5 protein-coding genes and 3 pseudogenes are annotated in these 7,525 nt (G+C 64.1%); 5 read left to right on the top strand and 3 right to left on the bottom strand.

The window, feature by feature from the left end; translation table 11 throughout:
- Nucleotides 1–466: 466 nt before the first annotated feature.
- Nucleotides 467–1,106 (bottom strand): annotated as a pseudogene (locus tag ACYCUK_RS14185) (transposase); the annotation flags it as partial.
- A gap of 1 nt (nt 1,107) precedes the next feature.
- Here ACYCUK_RS14185 and ACYCUK_RS14180 point away from each other — a divergent pair.
- The 4 genes and pseudogenes from ACYCUK_RS14180 to ACYCUK_RS14165 all read left to right on the top strand — a co-directional run.
- Nucleotides 1,108–1,383 (top strand): annotated as a pseudogene (locus ACYCUK_RS14180) (RNA polymerase sigma factor); the annotation flags it as partial.
- A pseudogene (locus tag ACYCUK_RS14175) lies at nt 1,380–1,801 on the top strand (VOC family protein). The pseudogenes ACYCUK_RS14180 and ACYCUK_RS14175, both read left to right, overlap by 4 nt.
- Nucleotides 1,802–1,885: 84 nt before the next feature.
- A complete protein-coding gene (locus ACYCUK_RS14170) occupies nt 1,886–2,524 on the top strand; it encodes a glutathione S-transferase family protein (protein WP_461595360.1) in 639 nt (212 codons plus the stop codon).
- Nucleotides 2,525–2,592: 68 nt separating this feature from the next.
- Nucleotides 2,593–3,159 carry a BON domain-containing protein gene (locus tag ACYCUK_RS14165; protein WP_461595359.1) on the top strand — a complete coding sequence of 189 codons (567 nt, stop codon included), beginning with the start codon at nt 2,593–2,595 and terminating at the stop codon, nt 3,157–3,159.
- Nucleotides 3,160–3,324: 165 nt separating this feature from the next.
- Here ACYCUK_RS14165 and ACYCUK_RS14160 read toward each other — a convergent pair whose 3' ends face one another.
- The gene (locus ACYCUK_RS14160) at nt 3,325–4,752 is read right to left on the bottom strand and encodes a Cu(+)/Ag(+) sensor histidine kinase (protein WP_461595358.1); all 1,428 of its coding nucleotides are present in this window, start codon (nt 4,750–4,752) and stop codon (nt 3,325–3,327) included.
- Complete coding sequence (locus ACYCUK_RS14155; protein WP_461595357.1) at nt 4,742–5,425, bottom strand: heavy metal response regulator transcription factor; 684 nt, start codon at nt 5,423–5,425, stop codon at nt 4,742–4,744. Before ACYCUK_RS14155 ends, ACYCUK_RS14160 begins: the two co-directional genes overlap by 11 nt.
- A 328-nt stretch (nt 5,426–5,753) precedes the next feature.
- On the opposite strand from ACYCUK_RS14155, the gene ACYCUK_RS14150 reads away from it, so the two are divergent.
- Complete coding sequence (locus ACYCUK_RS14150; RefSeq protein WP_461595356.1) at nt 5,754–7,520, top strand: copper resistance system multicopper oxidase; 1,767 nt, start codon at nt 5,754–5,756, stop codon at nt 7,518–7,520.
- Nucleotides 7,521–7,525 lie beyond the last annotated feature (5 nt).

Raw genomic sequence — 7,525 nt, 5'->3', positions numbered from 1 at the left:
GCTTTGGGGTTGTCGGCGCGGGCGAGCAGGTCTTCGATGAAATGCCGCGCACCTGACCACGATGCTGGCCTTGGCCAACCGCGTGCCGGTACGCAAGAAACTGCTGGCGATTCATGCCCAAAATGGGTTGCAAGGGGCATCAATCAGGATCCGTGAGGATCAAGAGGGGCCGAAAACGCCTCGCTGAACACGGCAAACGGCCGGATTGGGGGAGAAACCACTGCGTATCGGCGTCGATCATCTCGGGCTTACCAATCCTTGGTCAAACATCGAATAGTTCAGCGTGCCCCAAAGTCACTGATCTCTCGTGCCGGTAATTAGTCGGCCATGCAAAATTCATTTGCCGCCGCCGACTGGGGAGATGTGAGACCGTGGCGGCGATTGAGCAAGGGGAACGAGCGGGTCGTCCCCCAAAGCGCTGCAGCCGGGTCATGATCGCCAGGCGCAAAAAAACCGCCTGGATGCCCAGGCGAGCAATCTGCCGCAGCAGCCAGCGCAGGTTGTAGCCGCAGGCTGCCAGCACCGCATTCATTGCATCACCCAGGCTGCCCTTGAGAAAGCACCGCCCCAAACGGTTTTCACTCTTGGCGTGCCCGATGGCCGGCTCCACCGCCTGGCGGCGCCTGAGCCAGGTTTTTTGCTGCCGGGTGAGCGATTTGTATCGCCCACGGTGGAGGATCTGCACGTCCTGTAGCGCGTCATGCCCGCGGTAGCCCAGATCCACGACGGCCACCTTGGGCGTCGGCACGTTCAGGTCTTGGAGCAAGATGCCCGTCTGCTCGAGTTGCGCGGCCAGCGTGTGCCCGTCGTAGGTGTTGCCGGGAAAGCTTCTGGCCCCCACCATCAGGCCGTGCTGGTGCGTCACAGCCACGCTGACCTTGACACCGAATTCGTAGGGATGACGGGCTTTGCACCTTGGAGATGCACTCCGCTTCCGGGGCGTGCAGCGCATAGAGCTTGTGTTTGTCTTTGGGCTGTTGGGTGTGAATGCGCCGCGCCCTGGCCATCAGATCATCCAAGCCACGGCGCACGGCATCAGACAGGCCTTGCCGTTTGCGCTGCACTTCACGCAACAGCACGCCCAGGATGGTGCGCTGGCGCTTGACGGTGGTCACACTCAACCGCGCCGTGGCGGTGGCGATGGCCTTCAGCGCCGCCGCCGCTCTGGAACTGGTCGATGGGCTGCTGACCGAGCCCGCCCTGGCTCGCTACCACCTGCTGCCCGCCGTGCGCGGCGATCTGCTCATGCGACTGGACCGTTGGGCTGAAGCGCGCGCAGAATTTCAACGCGCCGCAGCCCTGGCTGGTAACGCACGCGAGCGCGCCCTGCTGCTCGACCGTGCGGCAACATGCCGGAGCATGGCCGATGGAGACTGCCGATGAAGCCGCGCATCACCCTGATCACCCTCGGCGTCGCTGATCTTGAGCGCTCGTTGCGCTTTTACCGCGACGGCCTGGGCCTGCCCACCAAGGGCATCGTCGGCACCGAGTTCGAGCATGGCGCCGTGGTCTTTTTCGAGTTGCAAGCGCAACTCAAGCTGGCGCTTTACCCACGCCGCAGCCTCGCGCACGACGCCGGCCTCGACCTTGGCAGCCCAGCAGCGGTGCCATGCTGTCTGGCCCACAACGTTGCAAGCCAGGCCGAGGTCGATGCCGTGATGCAAGAGGCCCAAGCCGCCGGCGCATGCATCGTGAAACCCGGACGCACCACCTTCTGGGGTGGTTATACCGGCCATTTTCAAGATCCGGATGGCCACACTTGTGGGAAGTGGCCTGGAACCCGGCCTGGACGGTTCCATAGCGTTCAGGCCCCAGCTTCTCCGACCAGGCGGTCGCCATCCGAGCACCGCGGAAGCCATCACCCCACCCAGCGGAGCGCAACACCATGACCCAAGACAGCCTGACCTTCTACACCAACCCCATGTCGCGCGGGCGCATCGTGCGCTGGATGCTCGAAGAACTCGGGGTTCCCTACGACACCGTGCTGCTCGACTACGGCACGACGATGAAGGCACCCGAGTATCTGGCCATCAACCCCATGGGCAAGGTGCCCGCCATCCGCCATGGCGGCACCGTGGTGACCGAAGTGGCCGCCATCTGCGCCTACCTTGCGGATGCCTTTCCGCAGGCGGGGCTGGCACCGGCGCCTGCAAGCCGCCAGCGCGGCCCCTACTACCGCTGGCTGTTTTTCGCCGCAGGGCCGGTGGAAGCCGCGGCCAGCAACAAGGCGCTGGGCTTCGTCGTGCCGCCGGGGCGCGAGCGCATGATGGGCTACGGCAGCTATGCGGACGTCATGGGCGTGCTGGAAAGCGCGGTGTCGCAGGGCGACTACCTGCTCGGCGAGCAGTTCTCCACGGCGGATCTGGTCCTGGGTTCGCATCTGGGGTTCGGCATGCAGTTCGGCACCATCGACAAGCGCCCGGCTTTCGAGCGCTATTGGGCAAGACTCAGCACGCGCGCTGCGGCGCTGCGGGCAAGACAGATCGACGACGACCTCATGCCCAAGTCGCCCGCCAATCCCTGAACGCAGGGGCCGGCCGAACCCCGGCTTTTCCCGCAAGACTCCTTGCAACGAACACCATGGGAGGCATCATGCCAACCGACCCCATCCGGCTCGGCGACGGTTCAGCAAACCGCGTCCTCCCGGCGCGTCGCCAGCCCCGCAGGTGGCCTGCGCTCGCCAGTGCCTGCCTGCTCACCGGCCTGTGTCGCTGGGTGGCAGCCGCGCCTCCGACCGTCCTCATCAACCCGTTTCACGACCCCTTCGAGCAGGCCACGCAGGGCTTGGCGGGCTGCCCGGTGCCGAGCCCACCGACCTATACGCAGGCGGAGATGCAGGAGGTGGAGCATCACCGCGTCGAACGGGGCAATAGCTGCTACCTGGCCGGCAAATGCCGCCTGTCCAACAGCTTTCTGTACGACCGCGGCATTGCGCGCGCCCTGCTGCCCGCGCTGCGTGCCGACCCGCAATTGCGCAACACCAGCGTGTGGATGCTGGTGCAGGGGCGCTTCGTGCAGTTGTTCGGCTGCGTCTCGCGGCAGGAGCAGATCGCCCATCTCGAAGCGGTGGCCCATGCCACGCCCCAGGTGCAGGCCGTGCTCAGCGACGTCCTGGTTGGCACCCACGGCAAGCCGCCCTACCCCCTGGCATCGCCTTGATTCAATGCCCAACTGAACGTCCTGCAGCACGCTGCGTTCCGCCCTGCGCCAAACACCTGACCGCACGTCAGCATGGCTTGGTCTGCAAGGACTGTCCACGCATCGAAATGATGGATCCACTCCAAGGCTTGGAAGACGGTCGAGGGTGGCTTGTTCTGGTCCGCGTCAACGCGGCGGCTTTCCCTGGAGCCCGCCCGGCCCTTGAGCCGGACCATTCGGTAGCCTCACACTGAACCGTGTGAGCCCGCGCTCGGACGTGACCAGCACCGTTCCACCGTGCGCTTCCACGATGGACTTGACGATTGCCAGCCCCAGCCCCGCACCTTCGCCTTGGCGCTGGCGGGATGGATCGACGCGGTAAAAGCGATCGAAGAGTCGGGGCAGATGCTCCGCGGGGATATCCGGCCCCGGATTCGAGATGTCCACGACGGCCCGATCGGCCTCCTGCCGCAGCGCGACGACGACGGCATGGCCTTCAGGCGTATGCCGAATGGCATTGGCGACCAGGTTGCTGAGGGCTCGCTGCAGCATCTGGCGATCGCCACTGACCGTGACGGCATCCCCTTCGAGGACAAGACCGACCCGGTGATCGTCCGCCCAGGCCTCGAAGTAATCGAACAGCGCCCGCACCTCGGCACTGAGGTCGACGCCTCCCGACTCCAGGTGGATCCGGCTGTGGTCGGCCTGGGCCAGGAAAAGCATGCCGTCGATCATCGCGCTCAAGCGCTCGAACTCCTCCAGGTTGGAATAGAGAACTTCGCGATAGGCATCCATGCCACGGACTTTTGACAAGGCCACTTGCGTCTGCGTGATCAGGTTGGTCAGCGGCGTGCGCAGTTCGTGGGCAATATCCGCAGAAGCGTTCGTCAAGCGTTGGAAGCTGTCCTCGATGCGCCTGAGCATGGTGTTGAAAGCCACCACCAGCTCGGCGAGCTCGATCGGGACCTGCTCCGGATCGAGTCGAACGTGCAAATGCTCGGAGGTGATGTCTTGCATCCTGGCACTGATGCGGCGAATCGGCGCATGACCATGCTGGACCGCCAACCAAGCCACCCCGATGCTGATGATGCTGGTCATCAGCGCCCCGAGCCAGAGCGCGCGCTTGAGCTCGGCGAGGTAGTGCAGATGAAAACCCATGTCCATCGCCACCAACACGGTGAAGGGGCCGTCACGCAGCACGGCCCCACGGTAGGTGCGTTGGTTGACCCGCCAAATGCGCAGCGCCTGCGCGTCGAGGCGCGTCACCGGTTCCATGCTGTTCGCAAACCCGGCGAGTCCCGGGGTCGCGGTTTCGTAGAGCAACTTTCCTTGGGCGTCCTGCACCAGGAAATACACCCCGTGATGCCCGGCCACCGCACCCGCAAGCCTGTGTTCGAGGCCACTGCGGTTCGTACTCGCGCCGGCGAGCACGGCTTCCACGGATTGGCTGACGGCCCGCACTTCGCCGAGATCCTGCTCGGCGAAGTGGCGCTCGATGGACACCTCGATGCCCCAGGCCGAGAGCAGAAACATGAGCGTCGTGGCCAAGCCGACGAAGGTCGTCACGCGAAGCGCGAGCGATGCCGGGCGACGTCGGCGTGCGCTACTGGTCATCGGGTGCGTCCAGCATGTAGCCCAATCCCCGCACCGTCTGGATGAGCTTCGGTTCGAAAGCGTCGTCGACCTTGGCCCGCAGGCGCCGGATGGCCACGTCGATCACATTCGTGTCGCTGTCGAAATTCATGTCCCAGACCTGGGATGCGATCAGTGAGCGGGGGAGCACTTCCCCTCGCCTTCGGACCAGGAGCTCCAACAAGGCGAATTCCTTGTTGGTCAAATGAATCCGGGTGTCGGCGCGGACCGCGCGGCGTCGTGTCAAATCGAGCATCAGGTCAGCGACCTGCAGCCGTTCCGCCTGGACCGCTGTGCGCCCCCGCCGCAACAAGGTTCGTACGCGCGCGAGCAGTTCCGTGAAGACGAACGGCTTGACCAAATAATCATCGGCCCCCAGCTCCAGTCCCTTGACCCGATCTTCGACGCTGTCGCGGGCGGTCAGGAACAACACGGGGGTGTCTTTGCCGGCGTGACGCAGAGCCCGCACGATGCTCCAGCCGTCCACATCAGGGAGCATCACGTCGAGCACGACGAGATCGTAGGGCTCCGTCATGGCCTGATGATGCCCGTCCAGGCCGGTGCGCGCGAGGTCGACGACGAAGCCGGCCTCCATCAGACCTTGCCGCAGGTATTCCCCGGTTTTGGGTTCGTCTTCGACGATAAGCAGTTTCATGCGTGTCTCCCTTGCTGCGTCGCCGTCGCACTTTCGCCGTCGTTCATCCGATCCCCGTTCCCATGGTGCCGCACGCGCCGGATTCGACTGGCGCCACTTTAATCCGGCGAACTCGACACGAACATGACCGCAAGATGACATCAATGTCATCTTGCGGTCATGACTCTGAAATCTATCGTTCCATAAGCTGCTGGCTAGTCGAGGAAACACCGAGACGGCACAGCGCAACGGCGCTGAGGCGCTCGACACCGGATTGCGTACCGATTCATTCCACGATGCCGCTTGAGAACGTGGCGTCGACCCATTCTGACCCGGAGAACTGATCACCATGCAGCAATTTTCGCCACCCTCCCCGCGCGCGATCCAGGTGCCTCGTCGACGATTCGTTCAAGGACTGGCGGCAGGCGGTGTCATGCTCGGCTTATCGCCGTTTGCCGCACTGGCTCGGGCGCAAGGCGCGACGACTGCAACGGGTTCGGCACCGGAACTGCGAGGCACCGAATTTGACCTGGTCGTGGCCGAATCGCCGGTGAACTTCACCGGCAGTCCCCGGATGGCAACCACCATCAACGGCTCGATTCCAGCGCCGACCTTGCGCTGGCGCGAAGGCGATACCGTCACGATTCGGGTGACGAACAGAATGCGCCAGGCGACCTCGGTACATTGGCACGGCATGCTCCTGCCGTTCCAGATGGACGGAGTGCCGGGCATCAGCTTCAAGGGCGTCGCGCCCGGGGAAACATTCGTCTACCGCTTCAAGGTCCTTCAATCGGGCACCTATTGGTACCACTCCCATTCGGGCTCGCAAGAGCAGACGGGCATGTATGGCGCCATTGTCATCGAGCCTGCCGGCGGTGAAACCCTGAAGGCCATGCGTGACTATGTCGTGCAACTTTCAGATTGGACCGATGAAGATCCGATGCGCGTCATGGCCAAGCTCAAGGCTGACAGCGGCTACTACAACTACAACCAGCCCACGGCCACGGAGTTTTTTCACGATGTTGCCCGGGACGGCTTGAAGGCCGCTCTGGAGAAGCGCCAGATGTGGAACAAGATGCGCATGAGCCCGAACGATCTGGGCGATCTGTCGGGCAGCACGCTGACCTACCTGATGAACGGCACGACTCCGGCCGGCAATTGGACCGCGCCGATGCGCCCGGGTGAAGTGGTGCGGCTGCGGTTCATCAATGGGGCAGCCAACACGTTCTACGACGTGCGCATTCCGAATCTGAAACTCACCGTGGTGCAGGCCGATGGCCAGAATATCGACCCGGTGACCGTGGACGAGTTCCGTTTCGGCCCCGGCGAGACCTACGACGTGCTGGTGCGACCGCAATCGGATGCGTACACGATTTTCGCCCAATCGATGGATCGGACCGGCTATGCCCGCGGCACGCTGGCGAGCAGTGCCGGCCTGACGGCTCCGGTGCCGGCGATGGACAAGCCGCAGCAGCTCACCATGACCGACATGATGGGCAGCATGGATGGCATGGCCTCGGGCAGCATGCCGGGGATGCCAGATATGCCTGGCATGTCGGGCATGCAGATGGGAAGCGATGCGGCCGCGACGAGCAAGCCTTCGCGACATGCGGCGACCGAATACGGCCCGACGACCGATAACCGCGTGGACTCCCCGCGTACCAACCTGGACGACCCGGGGGTCGGTCTTCGCAACAACGGACGCAGGGTGCTGACGCTGGCCGATCAGCACACCGTGGGTGGCCCCATCGACCCGCGCGCCCCCGAGCGTGAACTTGAGTTTCACCTCACGGGCAATATGGGGCGCTACACCTGGTCGATCGACGGGGTCGAGTTCGGCGAGTCGACTCCCGTGCATTTCCGTTACGGCGAGCGCCTGCGCGTTGTCCTGGTCAACGACAGCATGATGACCCACCCCATGCATATGCACGGCATGTGGAGCGAGTTGGAAAGTCCAACAGGGCAATTCCAGGTCCGGCGCCACACCATCCCCGTGCAGCCCGCACAGCGCATCAGCTACCTCGTGACTGCCGATGCGCCAGGCCGCTGGGCTTGGCACTGCCACCTGATGATGCACATGGAAGCCGGCATGTTCCGCGAAATCATCGTGTCGTGAGTGCG

This window comes from Thiomonas sp., from assembly GCF_054608695.1.
This window is presented reverse-complemented; position numbering and strand designations above follow the sequence as displayed.

Coding starts and splice junctions, on each gene's coding strand:
- ACYCUK_RS14170 (WP_461595360.1), top strand. CDS start 1,886: ATGACCCAAGACAGCCTGACCTTCTACACCAACCCCATGTCGCGCGGG.
- ACYCUK_RS14165 (WP_461595359.1), top strand. CDS start 2,593: ATGCCAACCGACCCCATCCGGCTCGGCGACGGTTCAGCAAACCGCGTC.
- ACYCUK_RS14160 (WP_461595358.1), bottom strand. CDS start 4,752: ATGACCAGTAGCGCACGCCGACGTCGCCCGGCATCGCTCGCGCTTCGC.
- ACYCUK_RS14155 (WP_461595357.1), bottom strand. CDS start 5,425: ATGAAACTGCTTATCGTCGAAGACGAACCCAAAACCGGGGAATACCTG.
- ACYCUK_RS14150 (WP_461595356.1), top strand. CDS start 5,754: ATGCAGCAATTTTCGCCACCCTCCCCGCGCGCGATCCAGGTGCCTCGT.